This window comes from Aquisphaera insulae, assembly GCF_011064615.1.
Classification (GTDB): domain Bacteria; phylum Planctomycetota; class Planctomycetia; order Isosphaerales; family Isosphaeraceae; genus Aquisphaera; species Aquisphaera insulae.
In genome coordinates this window covers 42107-58931 of sequence record NZ_JAALJH010000061.1, presented here as the reverse complement: position 1 = coordinate 58931, position 16825 = coordinate 42107, and the positions used below count along the sequence as shown (strand labels likewise).

Genomic DNA, 16825 nt, shown 5'->3' with positions numbered 1-16825 from the left:
GGCGCAAGCCGAGGCTTGCCGACAGGCCTCGTTCCCGCGCAACAAATCCTGGACAAGACGCCAGGGTCGTCCAGGCCAACTTTTCATCGCGCCAGTGTGAGGCTCCCGCTGGCGCTGGCGGAGCTGGGATTGATCGACGAGTACGAGTTCGTCGTGCACCCCAGGCTCGCGGGTCACGGGCCGACGTTGTTCGCGGGGCTGTCGAAGCCCGTGAATCTGAAGCTCGTGAGCCGGCTGGAATCTGGGTCGGGGGGGGTGGCGATGCGGTATGAGCCAGGAAGTTGGCGGCCGTGAACGGCGCCACCCATCTTCTGGGGGCCGTAAACCGGGGCGATCTGGGCCACCCAGCCGCGATCTTGATCGGTGGGAACAGGCCCAGAGGTGACGCAGCCCGCACCGCCCTTTGCGATCCCCTCGCTCACTCCAGCGTCGGCCGCACCACCTCACCTCGCAACTGGGCCTCCTGGCCCGGGATCTCGTATACGCCGTAGAACAACGAGCACGAATCAAGCCAGACGGAGAGCCGGTGCCAGGCGTCCTGGGGAAGGACCAGGTCGTGATGTCCTTTCTTGAGCATCTGGTAGAGCTTCGACGCCCGGGCTCCGAACTCGCCGGGAGTGGTGCGATAGAACTTGGGGTCGAGCCACCCACTCGCTCCATAGCTGAAGAAGCCGAACTTGGGGGTGAGCTCGAGGTACGACGCGTAGTACGTGGCGGGGCGCCAGCCCTCGGCGAAGGTGACCGGGGTCCGCGCCAGTGCGGGGGCCTTCCCCGCGCTCTTCTGGTGGCAAGAGACGCAGTACTGGTCGAGCACCGGCTGGACCAGCCGCGGGTAGCTGAACGGGTTCGTGCCGTCGACATCGGGGGACGGCTGCGAAGGCCGGCGCCGCATGGCCAGGGACGGCGTCGCGTCGCGCGAGCTGGCCGGGCTCTGGTGCCTCGGCTCATGACAGCCCAGGCAGGACGCTGTCTCGCCGGGCTGGAAGTGCGTGCCAGACCGCATCGAGGTGACGGCCAGCCCGTCCTGGTCGAGGGCCTGAAAGTACAGCTCACGGCGCGCGGGGACGGTGAAGTGGGCGCTCCCATCTCGCTCCACGGGGACGGTTCCCAGGATCGCCCGCGCCAGGTTCACCGACGCCGTATCGGGGATGGGCACGCCCGTGTGGGCCGTGGAGTTCGAGGGAATCGACTGGGGGATGATCTCATAAACGCGGAGTGCGCCGATCTTCGTGCCGGCGGGCCAGGCCCGGTCTGACCGGTACACGTCGGCCACGAAAACGGTGGCCTCCGCGGGTCGATCGGCCGCCAGGCGGTCAGAGCCGTCGGGAATCACCGGAGGCAACGCGCGCGGGACCATCGGAATCGGGTGCAGGCATCCGATCTCGGGATCGCGATAGATGAGCTCGCGGTTGCCGCGGCTGTCCACGAGGTAGAGACCGTAATAGCCCTTCGGGTCGGGATTGCGCGGGGCGGGCCGGTCCGGATATCCCGTGCCCGGGTCGCCCGGAGCTCCCATGCCGGCCGGGTTGAGGGCCGGGACCTGCACCGGATCGTAGGAACAGAGGTAGTAGTCTTCGGAGAGCGGCCACGCCTCGCCGAATGACTCGGTTCCGCCCTGGCTCTCGGGAAAATCCACCTCGGGGGTGAGCCGCTTGACCGGCGCCATGCGGTCGTCGTCGGGCACGAGCGGGTCGATGAGCACGAGCGAGCCGAAGGCCTGGCCGTGGTGCGGCGCCGCCGTCGCGAGGAACCGGTGCGAGCCGGGGATCGCGCGCACGTTCAGCTCCATGTCGGGCCGATAGTCCCGCAGGGCGTAGTTCGCGTGGATGGGACGCGGGCCGCGGCCGTCGGGCGTCATCAGCCAGGGGTTGTGCGTGGTCATGCCGTTGCGGTCGACGTAGTCCCATCGGGTGTACACGAGGAGTCCGTCGTGGCTCGCGCTGGGATACCACTCGTTGGTTTCGTGATAGCTCAGGCAGCGCAGGTCGTGGCCGCCGGGGGCCATGTCGAACACCGTGAAGGTGGGACACGCCCGGCCGCATCGCAGGTAGCCCCCGCGCCGCTCGCTGATGAACGCGATCCGGCCACTGGGCATCCAGGAAGGCTGAAAGTCGTTCCACGTGCCCTCGGTGAGCTGGACCAGGTTCGTCCCGTCCATGCCAACCCGGAACAGGTGAAAGCAACGGCCCGCGTCCCAGTGGCCTCGCGCGGGATCGGTGTGCTCGATGTGGTTGCGGCTGCCTCGGCACTCCGTGTAGGCAAAAGCGACGGACTGGCCGTCGTAGGAAAGGTCGGGCGAGAGGAACGAGCCTCCGACCGTTTCCTCTCCGTGGAGGTTTCCGGAGTAATCGAGCGTCAGGTCCCAATGGCGTCTCGGCCCACCGGAGAGGGTCTGGCCGCGGAGTGGGCCGTTCTTCACCAGGGCTCCGGCCAGCACATCACGAACCGCGGGAGCAGGGCCGAAGGCGTCCTCGAGCACGAAGAGCCCCCCGCCAGGGCGCTGGGCCATGCCGTAGAACTGGTCGCACATATGATTGAAGCAGCTTCGCTGCCGCTTCACGAAGAGAATGTCCTTGAAGTCGAGCAGCGGGTTCGCCAGCGCGACGCGGCGGCGGAGGTGGCAGGCCTCGTTGAAGAGTGCCCGCCGCGCCTTTGCATCCTTGACGTCGATCCCCGCGGCGGCGCCGCGGAGCGAGGTCAGCTCGGCGGCGGCCTGCTTCAGATCGGGCGACTTGGGCATGGACTTCAGGTCGGAAATCAAGGCCTCCGTGCGGCGGAGGATGACGTCCAGCGGGTCGCGATCGGAGTCGAAGATCAGAGACTCAGGCCGAAACGCCTGCTCGGCGACGCGGCGAAACGCGTCGCGGCGTGAGAGGTCGTAAGCCAGCATCTCGTACTGGCGGTCCTCCTCTCCGGGTGGATAGGCACGGCCCGAGGCCGAAGGCCCAAGCCACTCCGTGGAGCCCGCATTCACAGAACCCGGCGCCATCAAGGCGCCTGAAGCGGCGATCACCCAGAGCACGACAGCGTGCCTCATGAGAACAGCCTCCTCCCGTTTCTGGCAGGGACCGCATCGTGCGGCCAGTCTGGCGGTTTCCCGCAAGCTACTCCTTTCTTGAACCAGGATCAATGCCGAGGGCCGCCTGCACGGGTGATGCGCATGAACGCAAGGATCCGCCCCGGGAACCGTCACGCGGCGGAGATGGGGCCGCCCGAGGGCCCTCAACGAGGGCTGGCCGGGAATCGCCCTGAGCCTTGACTCCAATGGCCGGGCTGGTCGATCCATGTGGCGGGTACACAGGGCCGCCCAACTTCCGTGGGCCGTGGGCGTGATGTGAATGGCCCCCTGGGAAACAACGACCGGTTCACCCCCAAGGACTCGGTACGTATTCCATGATGACGACCGTTTTCAACCTGTCGCTTTGAACTTCTATATCAGCACACTGAGCCTGATAGAGGTTCGGGTTGGCGGACAGGTTGCACACGACGGCCACCTCGAATCTGTCGAGCGGCCGGCCGGCCCTTTCCCTCCCGCCTCCTTCATCAGGTCCTTGCTGAAGTTCAGGGCCACTTCGTTTCGCCCTTTCGAGAACGCGGAGGCCCCGGGACGCCTGCTTCCGCGTCCCCGGGGCCCATGATGGAAGAACGGTCCTTGCGGCGGCCTCAGCGGCCGGCCTTCACGGGGAGGGTTCCCAGGGTGTCTCCGTTGGCCTTGAAGCCGCCCCCGTCCACGTCCACGAAGATGGGGTTGGACACGGCGACCGGACGATCCTCCCGGTGTTCGGGGCCCACGATCGGGCCGAGCTTCGAGTGCTCGCCGATGGCGGCGACGATCACGTGGGCGTCCCCGCTCAGCCGGAGCGGGATGGCGCGGTCGAACTTGACGGCCCCGTCGGCGAACGGCCCATTCCCCCTGGCCCGGGTGAAGTTCAGCTCCTCCGGCGCCCGCCCGTTGACGAAGACCTGCACCCGGTCGACGTCGAACCAGTTGGGGCACTGGACCCGGACGCGGAGCGTGGCCGAGCCCCCCGGCGCGGCGACGTCCTCGCCCGGCCCCGCGGGGGCGGGCGAGCCCCCTTCGCCGCGGATCTCGGCCTCCAGGAACGGGCCGTTCGACATCACGAGCTGCCCGCGCTCGGCGGCGTGGACGATGTCGATCGTCCGGATCCGGGCGGGGTCGTCGGTGGGGCTCTTGATGTAATTCCTCAGCCAGCCGGAGCCGTGGAAGTTGTAGTGGGCGTCGGTGTTCACCACGCCCGGGATCCGACGCCCCAGGTTGAGGAGCTGGAGCCAGTTGTAGATGGGCGCGTTGTAGCGATGCCCCTGGGCCTCGATGCTCGGCCCCGAGAAGATCCGGTCCGGCGGGTGGACCTCGATCACGTCCATGTGCGGGATCATGCCCGAGTACCCCGAGTCCTTGCGGCCGTCGCCGTCGCGGTCGAAGAACATCCAGCCGATGTCGGGATGGTTCACCTGGACCAGCTTCTCGCTCGACCCGTCCCAGAGCGCGAGCCGCTCGATCTGGACCTCGGGGTCGTCGTCGGCCGTCGGGGCGCCGCCGTCCTGCTCGCCCGGGCGCATCACCAGGGGGAATGCGTTCTGATGATTGATGGGGAGCGGCTTGCCGGTCAGCTCCATCCCCGAGCAGGTCGCCATGAGATGGGTCACGCCGAGCGCGGCCAGGTGGGGGTCGTAGCTCGAGATCCGGCCGTGCTCGGTGCACGGGGCGAATTCGATCTGCTCGCAGAGCAGGTTCAGGACCCGCCCGAGCTGGCTCGCCGTGTTGTCCCCGGAGGGGCTCGAGTGGCTGTGGAAGTCGGCGCTGATGGAGCCCTTCGTCGTCACGGACCGAATAAGCGTCCCGGCGAGCGGCGTCTCCTCGCCTCGCCTCACGTCGACCCGCGTGAAGACGGCGTCGTATTCGGGCCCATAGCTGATGCTGACGTCGTAGGCCCCCGGGGCGAGCTCCCGGCGGAACCGCCCGTCGTGGCTGTAGCAGAGGTTCCTGACGGCGAAGTCCGCGCTGTCCGGCCCGAAGTCGGGGTCCTTGGTGCCGTCGCGCCCCGTGAACCGGACCTTGCAGGGGATCTTCCCCCCGCGCGCGTCGGAGATCGTCGCCACGACCACGCCCGGCTCGGGCAGCTCCAGCGCGAACGGCCCCTTCGCGTCCGCCGCGACCTGGAGGGACGCCTTGCCGCGCGACGGCTCGGACACGGCCAGGGTTGCCGCCCCCTCGCCGAGCTCGACGTCGATCGTCCCGTCGGGGCGGGTGCGACCGCTCGCGACCGGCTTGCCTTCGCGCTCCAGGATCACGTCCGCCCCGACGACGGGCCGGCCCTTCGAGCTCACCGAGACCTTGGCGGAGCGGGACGGGCGACCGGCCGGCCAGCCGGCCAGCGACCGGACCTGGAACGTATCACCGCCGGGGATCAGGCGCCGCTCGAGGGTGTAGCGGGCGCCGGGATCGAGCCGGACCGCGACCTTCCCTTCGCCATTCTGGTAGCGGAGCAGGATCGCGCGGGCGTTGACGCCCTTGACCAGGTGGTCCCGCGGGGCGACGCCGTAGGCCTGGCCGAAGTGCCGGTCATACGTCCAGAAGAGGTCCGCCGGGGCCTCGGGCGAGCTCTCGAACGAGTGGTCCGCCCGGATCGAGTCGACGAGGCTGACGTCGACCGGGCCGGCGCCGCGGTTCGCGTAGGTCGTCCTGACGAGCACGTAGGGCCAGCCGTCCTCCAGCGTATAGGAGACCTCGACGTCGGGCTCCCGCTCGCGCGGCGTCGCGACGAGGCGAAGGGTGACCCGCCTGGCCTTGACGAAGATCCGATCGAGGGAGGCCGTGTCGTAGACCGTCGGCGCCTCGACCTCGATGCCCCCGAACTTCAGCTCGCGGAGCTGGGCCCCCGGATAGAAGGCCGAGAGCTGATCGCCGGGCCGATCGCGGCGGGTGAGATCGATCACCGCGCCGCCGACCTCGCGCACCGTGAGATTCGCGTGGCGGCCTCGCCTCGGAGCGGCGATCACGGCCAGGATCTGATCGTTCGCGAGGGTGAGGTCGCCGTGGATCGCGTCGACCTCCTTGCCGTCGGGGACGTAGCGGTCGCGGGTCTGGGCCGTGATGGTGACCAGGTCGGCCGCCTCGGCCACTCCGATCGGGGCCATCAAGGCCAGCAGGAGGGATGCGTGCCATCCGGCGGGTCGTCGCATGATGCTCTCCTCGTAGGGTCCGCCCGCCGCGGAGTCATCTCGAGGCGGGAACGAGAAAGCCATAAAATACGACCGCCGGAACGGGGCCACCAGCGAAGCTTCCGTGAAGGCGCCTTTCTGCCTAGTTGACCGGTCCTTGGGCTTCCGTATCGGGCCCCGCGTCGAGCCGATCGGCGTGACGACCGTCGACCCACCTCGCCGGCAGGCCGGTCTTGAGCAGGCTGATGGCCGCCGCCAACGCGAAGAAGATCAGGCCCGAGGCGATCCAGTCGAGCCCGACGGCGATCCGTCGCAGGTCGCAGTAGGACCGCCAGCCGACGCTCGCCAGCCAGCCCGTCAGCCCCACGAGGGCGACGGCCAGGAAGGATCGGCAACGGCTGCCGTAGCCGAGCAGGAAACAGGCGACGATCACCAGCAGGGGATAGGCGCGGAGCAGATCCGCCGGGACACGGTCGATCGGGCCGGGACCGCCGCGGATCGCGACCAGGCATGACAGCCCGAGGCAGGCCGCGGCAAGATGCCACAGGAACCGTCCGAGCCGGTCCTGGAACCACGCGCCGATCAGGATCGCGGCGATCACCGCCAGGTGGAAGGCGACGAGTTCCCGGTAAGCCTCCAGGCCAAGCCGGTCGAGCCCGATCGCGCCCGCGGCGATCAGGCAGGCCGATCCGACCAGGCCCCTCCAGGACTCCCGCCGCCGGGCCGCCAGCCCGATCTCCAGGATGGCAGCCGCCAGCAGGGGGAACGGCCGCGGGGCCACCAGGCCGTTCAGGTCGAACGTGTCGGGACCGATGACCGACAACGCGATCAGCGATGAGGCCAGCCCCGCCAGACCCAGCGGCACGCGACGGACCGCGGCATGGCCGTAGAGCCCCGTCACCGCAACCAGGGACAGATAGAGGGGGGAACCGCCCAGCCCTTCCCGGAAGAGGCCCAGGAAACCCCGGAAGACGGGATCGGTGCGATGGCCGAGCACGGCCAGCACGAGGACGCCCGGGAGCACGGCCATCGCCAGCCGCTGCATCGGGCGGTTGCGGGAGACGATCGCCGCCTCGACCAGCAGGACATCCATGGCGAGAAGGAACGGGACCAGGAAGTAGGGGCCGAAGATGCTGTCCGACCTCCCCACCAATCGCGACATCTCCACGAAGTGGAACGACGTGCAGAGATAGGCGGCCCGACCGCAGACCGCCACGGCGAGCAGGCCGAAGAGGGTCCACGGGAAGAGCGGATACGGCCAGGGGCTGCCGTTCTTGGCCACATAGCCGGGGCCCCGGCGGATCGCGGGGATCAGCGAGAGGAACGCCAACCCCGCCAGGGGCGAGAATCCGAAGAGGAGCCACCGCAGGACCGGACCCTCGGGATCGTGGAGGAACGGGGACAGGACCAGCGGGTAGAGGAAGAACAGGCCGAGGATCAGGAGGTAGGGGACGTGATAGAGCGGGGCCAGCCGGAGTCGAATCCCCCGGAGCAACCCCTCGCTGACGAGGACCGCGAAGAGGAGCCCGCCCAGGAAGCAAGCCCGGCCGAGCCGCGGGCTGCCGGCCAGCGTCTCGTCGAAGGTCACCGAGATCGCCAGGAACATGGCCACGATCAGGAGGAGCATGGTCCGCGCGTCGTCCCAGACGCGGCCGCAGCGGATCAGGAGGCACGCCGTCGTCGCCAGCAGCAGCGTGTACCCGAGCAGGGCGATCATGAGCGCCCCGGTCTCGATCGTCCTGCCGCTGGTGTCGAACGACATCCGCAGGCCGATGAAGACGAGATCGGCGCTCAGGACGTAGAAAGGATTGCTGGTGTAGAGCCAGCCGACGAGGCCCCTCGGCCTTGCCAGCTTCCGCGCGAGCACAGCCAGAGTTTGCGTGGGATCGAGCATGATCGGCTTCTCCGTCAGTCCGACGATGTGAGCGTGTCTCCCTCGCGACGTGCACGAGAGCTACGGCGTTCCTCGCGATCTGTGACAGATGTCGAACAACGAGCGGTGGGGCGACGTCGGGTTGATCGAGTCGGGTTCCTCGGGCCCGGACGAGCGATGATCGCCACGGGCGGGGGGTTTCCGGCGACTCGGATGTCGATCGGGGGCGTGGGCGTTCGACCAGATCCGGAAGGGCTCTGGACTCCTGGTTACTTGCACGGGCGGAGACGGGACATGGCCAAGCCGGCGAAGAACACGATTTGCCTCTGGTATGACGGCGGCGCCGAGGACGCGGCGCGGTTCTATGCGGAGACCTTCCCCGATTCGTCGGTCGGCGCGGTGCACCGCGCGCCGGGCGACTTCCCGTCGGGGAAGAAGGGGGACGTGCTGACCGTCGAGTTCACCGTGATGGGCATCCCGTGCCTCGGACTCAACGGCGGGCCTGCGTTCAAGCAGAGCGAGGCGTTCTCGTTCCAGGTCGCGACCGTCGACCAGGCCGAGACGGATCGCTACTGGGACGCGATCGTCGGCAACGGCGGCCAGGAGAGCCAGTGCGGCTGGTGCAAGGACCGATGGGGCCTGTCCTGGCAGATCACGCCGATCGCGCTCACGAAGGCGTACACCGATCCCGATCCCGCCGCCGCCGGGCGCGCGTTCGAAGCGATGATGACGATGCGGAAGATCGACATCGCGGCCATTGAGGCGGCGATCCGCGGAGGAGACTCGAAATGAGGAATATCAGGATCTTCGCACACACCTCGCTGGACGGCGTGATCTCGCCGAGCGGACAGGGCGAGGACAGCGAGTATGCGCACGGCGGATGGACGGCACCCTATCGGTCGCCGGCCGGGGCGGCGGCCGTCGCCGAGGCCCAGGGGACGGGGTTCGCGCTGCTGCTCGGCCGCCGCACCTACGACCTCTGGGCCGGCTTCTGGCCGAAGGCGCCGAGCAGCCCGATCTCGGACGCCCTGAACGCCGCCACGAAATACGTCGCGACCCGCAGGCCGGAGAGCCTGGGGTGGGGCCCGGTCGGCGACCTCGGCGCGGACATCCTGGAGGGGATTCGCCGCCTCAGGTCGGGCGACGGGCCCGACCTGGTCGTCTGGGGGAGCACGGCCGTGACGTCCCTGCTGTTCGAACACGAACTAGTCGACGAGCTCGTGCTGATCGTCTACCCGATCCTGCTGGGCAAAGGCAAGCGCCTCTTCCCGGAAGGTGCCGACCCGCGCGAACTCGCCTTCGTCAGCACCCAGGCCATGACCTCGGGCGTGCTCATCAATTCCTATCGACGCGCAGGATCTCGGCAAGCTGATCCCTCGCCCACGTGAGCGGCCGGGCAGTCGGCCCAGGAGTTGCAATTCGAGACGGCCAGGCTTTGGGCCTCGCATCGTCGCAGAGGAGCCCCATGCGCCATCGCCGTCCCCCCTCCTTGCCGATGCGTCGATGGCCGTATACGATCCTCACGGAGGTGAAATGCCCGAGCCATCGTCCGAAACCGAACACTTCGACCGGCATTCGCTCGCGGCCCGCTACCGCGAGGTCCGCGGCCGTAGCGAGCGGCTCTGTGCGACGCTGGAGCCCGAGGATTACCAGCTCCAATCGATGCCGGATTGCAGCCCGCCGAAATGGCACCTGGCGCACTCGGCCTGGTTCTTCGAGACCTTCCTGCTGGCGCCGCATGCACCCGGCCATCGAGCCTTCGACCCGCAGTTCGGCTACCTCTTCAATTCCTATTATGACGCGGTCGGGGACCGCTGGCCGCGACCTTCGCGCGGCCTGCTGTCCCGGCCCACGATCGCCGAGGTGTACGCCTACCGCCGCGCGGTGGACGAAGGGATGCTCTCGCTGCTCGAATCCGCCGACGACCCGCTCATGCGAACGATCGGGCCGATCCTCGAGATTGGCCTCAATCACGAGGAACAGCATCAGGAGCTCCTCCTCACCGATCTCAAGCATGCGTTCGGATTGAATCCCCTGAGGCCGCGGTATGCCCCGGCGGAGGAAGGGCCCCGGATCGACGCCGCCCCCATGGAGTGGGAGGCCTTCCCGGGCGGCGTCCGCCGGATCGGCCACGAGGGCACGGGCTTCGCGTTCGACAACGAGGGGCCGCGGCATCGCGCCTACGTGGGGCCATTCGCGCTGGGCTCTCGCCCGGTGAACAACGGCGAATACCTGGAGTTCATCCGGGACGACGGCTACAACCGGCCGGAGCTCTGGCTCTCCGACGGCTGGTACGCCAGGGGTTCCGGCGGCTGGTCCGCGCCGATGCACTGGCATCGCGACGGCTCGGATTTCGCGCTCTTCACGCTCCGGGGGATGCGGCCCCTGGATCCGGGCGAGCCCGTCTGTCACGTCAGCTTCTATGAGGCCGACGCGTTCGCCCGATGGGCCGGCGCCCGCCTGCCGACCGAGGCCGAATGGGAGTCCGTGGCCGTGGGCCGTCCCATGGCGGGGAACTTCCTGGACTCGGGCCGGCTGCACCCGTCGAACGCCGGCGGCTCGATCTACGGCGACGTCTGGACATGGACCGCCAGCCCCTACTCGGCCTATCCCGGCTATCGGCCGGCGGCCGGGGCGATCGGTGAGTACAACGGCAAGTTCATGTGCAACCAGATGGTGCTCCGCGGCGGGTCGTGCGTCACGCCACCGGGGCACGTCCGCCCGACGTATCGCAACTTCTTCCCGCCGGGCGCCCGCTGGCAATTCTCCGGCCTGAGGCTCGCGAAGGATCTACCCGAATGACGAACACCCGACTCGCGGCGGGCCCGGACCGTCGCTTCCGGTCCGACGTGATCTCCGGCCTATCGCTGGCGCGGAAGCGGCTGCCTTCCAAGTACTTCTACGACGCCGCCGGCTCGCGGCTGTTCGACCGCATCACCAGGTTGCCCGAGTACTACCCGACCCGGACCGAGCTGAAGGTCATGCGGACTCACGCCCCCGCGATGGCCGCCCGGTGCGGCCCGAGGTGCCAGTTGATCGAGCTGGGGGCCGGGACGCCCACCAAGGTGCGGCTCCTGCTCGACCATCTCGAAGACCCGGAGGGCTACGTGCCGGTGGACGTCTCCGGGGCCCACCTCCGCGAGGCCGCCGCCGCGCTGGCCGCCGATTATCCGACCCTGGACGTCGAGCCCGTCGTCGCCGATTTCACGGCGCCCTTCGACGTCCCGGACGGCCGGGCGGAGCGTCGCGTGGCCTACTTCCCCGGCTCGACGATCGGCAATTTCGACCCCCCCGAGGCCGACGCCCTGTTGCGCCGGATCGCCCGGCTCGTCGGCCCCGGCGGCGGGCTCCTGCTGGGAGTCGACCTGCGCAAGGACGTGAACATCCTCGAGCGGGCCTACAACGATTCGGCGGGGGTGACGGCGGAGTTCAATCGCAACCTGCTGGTGCGAATCGACCGCGAGCTGGGCGGGAATTTCCGCGCCTCCTCGTTCCGCCACCTGGCGTTCTACGACGCCGCCCAGTCCCGCATCGAGATGCACCTCGTGAGCGACGCCGCCCGCCAGGTCCGGGTCGGTTCGAGCACGTTCGACTTCCGGGCCGGCGAGACGATCCACACCGAGAACTCCTACAAGTACGACGTCGACGAGCTGGCGGCCCGGGCCCTGGATTGCGGGCTCCGGCTGGAGGAGCGCTGGACGGACGATCGGGGCTACTTCGCGGTCCTCTACCTGACCGCGACCGGCCTGGATCGTTCGGAGGAGGAGTGACGGAGTGGCCCCCTGATGTTCTCACTCCGCGACGTCGAGAAGTCCTACGGCGGCCGGACGGCCCTCGGGCCGATCTCGCTCGAGACGCCCGTCGGCCGCACGACGGCCCTGATCGGGCCGAGCGGCTGCGGCAAGTCGACGCTCCTGCGGCTGCTGATCGGCCTGGCCGGCCCCCATGCGGGGGAGGTCCGCTTCGACGGCGTGCCGGTCACGCGCGAATCCGCGCCCGCGATCCGGCTCCGGGTCGGATACGTCATCCAGGACGGCGGGCTGTTCCCGCACCTCACCGCGCGCGGGAACATCGCGCTCATGGCCCGCTACCTGGGGCGAGACCCGAAGGCCATCGCCGCCCGGATCGACGAGCTGGCCGCGCTCACTCGCTTCCCGGTCGACGGCCTCGATCGCCACCCGGGCGAGCTTTCCGGCGGCCAGCGTCAGCGCGTGGGCCTGATGCGAGCCCTGATGCTCGAGCCGGATGCGCTCCTCCTGGACGAGCCTCTCGGTGCGCTCGACCCGCTGGTCCGCGCCGAGCTCCAGGACGAGCTCCGCGACATCTTCCGCGACCTGGGCAAGACGGTCGTCCTGGTGACGCACGACCTGGGCGAGGCGACATTCTTCGCCGATCGGATCGTCCTCCTGCGCGACGGCCGGATCATCCAGGAGGGGACGCCGGCGGACCTCTGGCATCGGCCGGCGGACCCCTTCGTCACCCGTTTCATCCAGGCCCAGCGCGGGCCGGAGGTGCTCGCATGATCGGGCCCCGGACTCGCCTCGCCCCGCCGCGTGCATTCGCGCGGGGCCTCCTCGTCGCCATCCTGGCGACGGGGTTCGGCTGCGGGCCCGGCGAGAAGCCCGTGGTGATCGGGGCCAAGAAGTTCACCGAGTCCGTCATCCTCTCGGAGATGGGCGTGGCCCTGGCACGCGCCGCGGGGGCATCGGCCCGCCGGGACGACCTCGGCGGCACGCCGGCCCTCTGGCTGGCGCTCAGGCAGGGGGATGTCGACGCGTATGTCGAGTACACGGGCACGATCACGCGGCAGATCCTCAAGGCCGACCCGCCGGACCTCGCGGCGGCGCTCGCCGCCGACGGCGTGCGGATCAGCAAGTCGCTGGGATTCCGCAACAACTACGCGCTCGGCATGCGGAAGGACGTGGCGGCCGCGCGCGGGATCACCAAGACCTCGGACCTGCGCGACCACCCGGACCTCCGCTGCGGCTTCATCCACGAGTTCCTGGACAGGCCCGACGGATGGCCCGGCGTGAAGGCCCACTACGGGCTGCCCCAGACCAACGTGCAGGGGATGAATCACACGCTCGCCTATCGCGCGGTGGTGGAGGGGGCGCTCGACGTGACCGAGGTCTACACCACCGACGGCGAGATCGCCCAGTACGACCTCCTGGTCCTGCCGGACGACCGGGATTTCTTCCCCAAATATGAGGCGGTCTGGCTGTATCGCGCCCAGCTCGCGGAGCGCCGGCCCGATGTGGTGGCGAGCCTGCTTCGGCTCGAAGGACGCATCACCGAAGCCCAGATGCAGACTCTGAACGCCGCCGTGCAGGGGGAGAAGCGCGACGAGGGCGAGGTGGCCGCACAATTCCTGCAATCCTCGCTGGGATTGCACGCCGGCCCGATCGAGGGGAGCCTCCCCGGCCGGCTCCTGACGACGACGGGTGAGCACCTGCTGCTGGTCGTCCCCTCCCTGCTGGCGGCGATCTTCCTCGCCGTGCCGCTCGGGATCGTGGCGGCCCGGCGGCCGGGGCTGGGGCGGATCGTCCTGGCGGTCGTCGGGCTCCTGCAGACGATCCCGTCGCTGGCGCTCCTGCTCTTCATGATCCCCCTGATGATGTGGCTGATCGGGCGAGGGACGGGTGCCCCGCCGGCCATCGCCGCGCTGACGCTCTACAGCCTGCTGCCGATCGTCCGGAACACGCACGCCGGATTGACGGGGATTCCCCGGTCGCTCCGAGAATCCGCCCAGGCCCTCGGCCTGCCCCCCGGGGCCGTCTTGCGGCTCGTCGAGATCCCCCTGGCCGCCCCGACGATCCTCGCCGGCGTGCGCACCGCCGCGGTGATCAACGTCGGCACGGCCACCCTGGGCGGCTTCATCGGCGCCGGCGGCTACGGCCGCCCCATCCTCCGCGGCATCGACAAGTTCGACGTCCCCCTCATGCTCGAAGGTGCCATCCCCGCCGCCCTCATGGCCATGGCCATCGAAGCCCTGTTCAGCCTCGTCGAACGAGCCTCCTCACCGCCACGGTAGTGCTCGGTCAACACTCGGAATTCGGGATTCAGGACAGACGGGAATGTCTGTCCCCCGGGTTCAAAGCCACTGACAATGCACTCGGGTCGTCGGAATCAAAGCGAGGGAACCATGAGCACTCTTATCGTCATCCGCGACGAGACCGAGCGGGACGCCCTCGCGATCGAAACGGTGACCGTCGAGGCCTTCCGATCCCTGGACATCAGCAGCCATACGGAGCCGTTCATCATCGAGGCCCTGCGCGCGGCGGGTGCCCTTGCGGTGTCGCTGGTCGCGGAGAGGGACGGCCGGGTCGCGGGGCACATTGCCTTCTCGCCGGTGACCATCTCGGACGACACCCCCGGCTGGTACGGGCTGGGCCCGGTTTCCGTCCTGCCGGACTGCCAGGGGCAGGGCATCGGCTCGGCGTTGATCCGCGAAGGACTCGCCCGGCTGAAAGCCCGGAAGGCCCGGGGCTGCTGCCTGGTGGGACATCCCGGCTACTACGGCCGATTCGGCTTCGAAAACCCGGCGGGCCTGGGCTACGACGACGTACCGCCGGAGTTCTTCTTCGCCCTGGCCTTCGACGGGCCCATGCCGAAGGGGAAGGTCCACTTTCACGAGGCGTTCGGAGCGACCAGCCCCCAGGAGCCCTGAGCCGGACGAGCGAAACCGGGACGAGCAGGATTCTGAAACCAGGCCTCCGACAAATCGTCCGCCATCACGTCAACAGAAGGCGATTGGGGCAGGCGGCTTACGTCGGGGCAGCGGAAAAAGGCCGGGAGCCGAGCGTCGAAAATGGCGAAACGTAGCGCACTTCTCTTCATGGAGGGCTCCTGCGTGCCGATCCGGCCGTTTGCCATCCTTCCTCAATCCGGAACGACTTGCCATGTTGAGCGGGATCAGGTCGGCAAGGCGATGGGGATGGCTCGAGCGACGGGCTCCGGAGCATGGAGAGCCTGGCCGTTGGCTGCCGGTGGCCGTGGTGAAACACCGCGGAGGGCGGTCCATGGACCTGGACAGATTCCTCTCCAAGGCCGGAACCCCGGCCGCCGTTGCGACCGGGGAAGAGGGGGGCAAAGCCAACCGAAGATCCAAATTTAAGTTCTTTATCCACATCAACTTATGGAAGAAAACCAGACCCAGGCTGCGCGACGATCGAAGCCAATTTTCGGGCGATCCCGGAGTGTCCCACCACGCCACCCGAACACTCTCAACACCTGCAAGAAAACAGGGCCCACCGTTATGGACAGGGCGGGGGCGTCCTGGCGGGATTGTCGCAATACGCAATGGCGGACGTTGACAGCCTTTGCTCCGACGCAGACCCTCCGGGTGGCCGTGGTGGAATACCACGGGACCGCCTCAGCCTTGGTGAAGAGCCAGTCCACCCACTCGGCCTGCCCCCCGTGGTGTCCCACCACGGCCACCCAGTGCCATCTGTCAATCTCTCCGCGTCCTAAACCCCCCGCCGTTTGCGACAATCCCGTCCCGGCAATCAAAAAACCGCATCCAAGGTGAAACAGGAAAAGGACTTGCGGACAATTTTCGGAACAGGCCGCGCGACGATCGAAGCCAATTTGCGGTGGGCGGTCGATGCTCAGGGCTTTCGGATGAATTCTGATGGCAGCTCGCCGAAGAGGCGGCGGAAGTCGCTGGCGAAGTTGCCGGGGCGGTGGAAGCCGTAGCGCCGGGCGACCTGCTCGACGTGGCCCGCGCCCGGGCCGATCGTCCGGAGAGCACGGCGTGCCGCGTTCAGCTTGATCGCCTTGATGAAGTCCTTGGGCGTGCACCCGGTCGCTTCCAGGAACGCGTAGTGGAGCGTCCGCTTGCTCACGCCCGCAAGCTTGCACAATTCCAGGACTCCGGGGCGACGATCCGGGAAGGCCCGGACGTATTCCTCGACCTTCCTGACGGCGGCGAGCCGCTGGCCGGTCGTCGTCCGGAAGGGATCGACCACGCGGCCCGCCGTCAGCGTGTCCAGCAGGAGCACGACGAGGTCGTCGGGGTTCACGAGGGGCTTCGCCTCGGTCCCCTTGCCGTCCGGAGGTGTGGAGAGGGCGAGCAGGGTCGTGTGCAGCCTCTGGGACAGCTCGTCGGCGTCCCGGGAGCCGATCGCCAGGGCGCGATCGCCGCAGAGGATCCGATCGAGCCCCACGCCGATCAGGGCGGCGGCGGTCCACTCCAGCAGGCCGATCTGGACCACGATCGAGACGTTCTGATAGTTGGAGCAGGTGCGGTGATCCATCTCCGAGTCCGGCGCGATGACGTTGACCATGCCGGTGCCGAGGGTGCGCCCGCGCCAGGAGGAGCCGGCGTTCCGGTCGGTCACGGTCGAGAACACGCAGGAACCGTCCGGGCGCGCCCCGCGAGCCCGGACGACGCGGGCCGATCGGACCGCCAGGAGCTGGACACCGCCCAAGTCGACCAGCCGCAGGCCGCCGCGGAATGGTCCGCCTTCGAGCTGCTCGAGCCGCTGGTCCCAGCGGACGAAGGCCTGGCGGATCTCGTCGAGGTCGTCGGTCTCCACGGCCCGGACCATGGGCCGCGCCGGATCACTCGCACCCGCCAGGCTGGGGCCGTCGCTGCTCATCGTCGGGTCCCTCAGACGACCGGTGCGACGCGGGCGTCGGGTCGATTGCACTTCCTGGTCTTGCGGTACACAATCTTGCAGACTGAGATAATTTGGGGCTTTTTGCGATCGAGCCGGACGCCCCGGCGCCATTCGGCTCACCGCCCATGACGCGCGAAGCCTCGGCGAG

At 68.8% G+C, this 16825-nt stretch carries 11 protein-coding genes and 1 pseudogene; 8 read left to right on the top strand and 4 right to left on the bottom strand.

What is annotated here, in order from left to right; translation table 11 throughout:
* Positions 1-294, top strand: a pseudogene (locus tag G6O54_RS25935) (hypothetical protein); the annotation flags it as partial.
* A gap of 124 nt (positions 295-418) precedes the next feature.
* Here G6O54_RS25935 and G6O54_RS25930 read toward each other — a convergent pair.
* From G6O54_RS25930 to G6O54_RS25920, 3 genes are all read right to left on the bottom strand, one after another.
* Positions 419-3037 carry an HzsA-related protein gene (locus G6O54_RS25930; RefSeq protein ID WP_165229742.1) on the bottom strand — a complete coding sequence of 873 codons (2619 nt, stop codon included), beginning with the start codon at positions 3035-3037 and terminating at the stop codon, positions 419-421.
* 626 nt (positions 3038-3663) lie between these two features.
* The gene (locus tag G6O54_RS25925) at positions 3664-6204 is read right to left on the bottom strand and encodes a CehA/McbA family metallohydrolase (protein WP_165229739.1); all 2541 of its coding nucleotides are present in this window, start codon (positions 6202-6204) and stop codon (positions 3664-3666) included.
* A 121-nt stretch (positions 6205-6325) separates the two neighbouring features.
* The gene (locus G6O54_RS25920) at positions 6326-8077 is read right to left on the bottom strand and encodes a hypothetical protein (protein ID WP_165229736.1); all 1752 of its coding nucleotides are present in this window, start codon (positions 8075-8077) and stop codon (positions 6326-6328) included.
* A 273-nt stretch (positions 8078-8350) separates the two neighbouring features.
* Here G6O54_RS25920 and G6O54_RS25915 point away from each other — a divergent pair, with 273 nt between their 5' ends.
* The 7 genes from G6O54_RS25915 (at position 8351) to G6O54_RS25885 (ending at position 14723) form a co-directional block, all read left to right on the top strand.
* Complete coding sequence (locus G6O54_RS25915) at positions 8351-8848, top strand: VOC family protein (protein WP_165229733.1); 498 nt, start codon at positions 8351-8353, stop codon at positions 8846-8848.
* A complete protein-coding gene (locus tag G6O54_RS25910; RefSeq protein ID WP_165229730.1) occupies positions 8845-9444 on the top strand; it encodes a dihydrofolate reductase family protein in 600 nt (199 codons plus the stop codon). The genes G6O54_RS25915 and G6O54_RS25910 overlap by 4 nt, the downstream gene beginning before the upstream one ends.
* Before the next feature lie 145 nt (positions 9445-9589).
* Entirely contained in the window at positions 9590-10858 is a 1269-nt protein-coding gene (egtB, locus tag G6O54_RS25905) for an ergothioneine biosynthesis protein EgtB (protein ID WP_250847087.1), read from the top strand.
* Positions 10855-11826 (top strand): L-histidine N(alpha)-methyltransferase, encoded by a 972-nt coding sequence (gene egtD, locus G6O54_RS25900; RefSeq protein WP_165229724.1) that lies wholly within the window; start codon positions 10855-10857, stop codon positions 11824-11826. The genes egtB and egtD overlap by 4 nt, the downstream gene beginning before the upstream one ends.
* 15 nt (positions 11827-11841) lie before the next feature.
* Entirely contained in the window at positions 11842-12579 is a 738-nt protein-coding gene (locus G6O54_RS25895; RefSeq protein WP_165229721.1) for an ATP-binding cassette domain-containing protein, read from the top strand.
* The gene (locus G6O54_RS25890) at positions 12576-14087 is read left to right on the top strand and encodes a glycine betaine ABC transporter substrate-binding protein (protein WP_165229718.1); all 1512 of its coding nucleotides are present in this window, start codon (positions 12576-12578) and stop codon (positions 14085-14087) included. The genes G6O54_RS25895 and G6O54_RS25890 overlap by 4 nt, the downstream gene beginning before the upstream one ends.
* Before the next feature lie 111 nt (positions 14088-14198).
* Positions 14199-14723, top strand: a complete 525-nt coding sequence (locus G6O54_RS25885) for a GNAT family N-acetyltransferase (RefSeq protein WP_165229715.1) — start codon at positions 14199-14201, stop codon at positions 14721-14723.
* Between the two features lie 940 nt (positions 14724-15663).
* Here G6O54_RS25885 and G6O54_RS25880 read toward each other — a convergent pair.
* The gene (locus tag G6O54_RS25880; RefSeq protein ID WP_165229712.1) at positions 15664-16656 is read right to left on the bottom strand and encodes an AraC family transcriptional regulator; all 993 of its coding nucleotides are present in this window, start codon (positions 16654-16656) and stop codon (positions 15664-15666) included.
* Between the last annotated feature and the right edge of the window lie 169 nt (positions 16657-16825).